This window comes from Cecembia lonarensis LW9, assembly GCF_000298295.1.
In the GTDB taxonomy this organism is placed as follows: Bacteria; Bacteroidota; Bacteroidia; order Cytophagales; family Cyclobacteriaceae; genus Cecembia; species Cecembia lonarensis.
Genome location: NZ_AMGM01000316.1, coordinates 1 through 617, shown reverse-complemented (window position 1 = coordinate 617; position 617 = coordinate 1). Strand labels below are relative to the sequence as shown.

Genomic DNA, 617 nt, shown 5'->3' with positions numbered 1-617 from the left:
TAACCGAGAAGCCACCATCGGTCATGGGCACGGTCTTGCCCATATCAGAATTCCCGACCTCCAGTCCGTCGCCAATGAAGTGTGTGAGGCCATCGATGAGGCTTCCGGCGCCAGCGTACGGAACCCGGGCACGCCCCTGTGGTCCGATACCCAGATAGATACCTGGATCGCCATTGAATCCGGAACCCTTGATAGTGATCGAACCTCCACCGTCAGGTGCCTGGGTTACGGAAATAGTCGGGACAGGCGCCGCGCTGGCGGGCAAGGCTGTCAATCCGATCGAAGACAAGACTATGACGCCGGCGGCGGCGAGGAGCGCGCGCAATCGGTGCCGGACAGGGTGGTGCATGGTTGAAACCTCTTTCGGGTGGCAGGCAATACGGACGATGACCTGAAGTGCAACTCTAGTTAAGGTATGCCTAACCTCGACTATTGGCAAATGAGCATGGTGGCGTGTTCTTATTACCAAAAATATGGTTAGGTTGTGTTTCATGTACCGACGAAAGGTGGCATCAGATGCCCGGCGAACACGAACAGACTTTTGCCACCCGGCTACGCGAAGTGACTCAGAAGGACCATAGCGAGGCGGAAACCAGTGAATTCATCACCACCCTGAT

General features: G+C 56.2%; 2 protein-coding genes. One reads left to right on the top strand and one right to left on the bottom strand.

The features are described 5' to 3' along the window. Positions 1 to 349: hypothetical protein (locus B879_RS24275; RefSeq protein WP_040401659.1), on the bottom strand; the 349-nt coding region annotated here is incomplete at its 3' end. Between the two features lie 83 nt (positions 350 to 432). Between B879_RS24275 and B879_RS24270 the strand changes: the two genes are divergently transcribed. Further along, positions 433 to 617, top strand: a 185-nt coding sequence (locus tag B879_RS24270; RefSeq protein ID WP_238542268.1) for a heme oxygenase-like domain-containing protein, incomplete at its 3' end; no start/stop codon positions are given.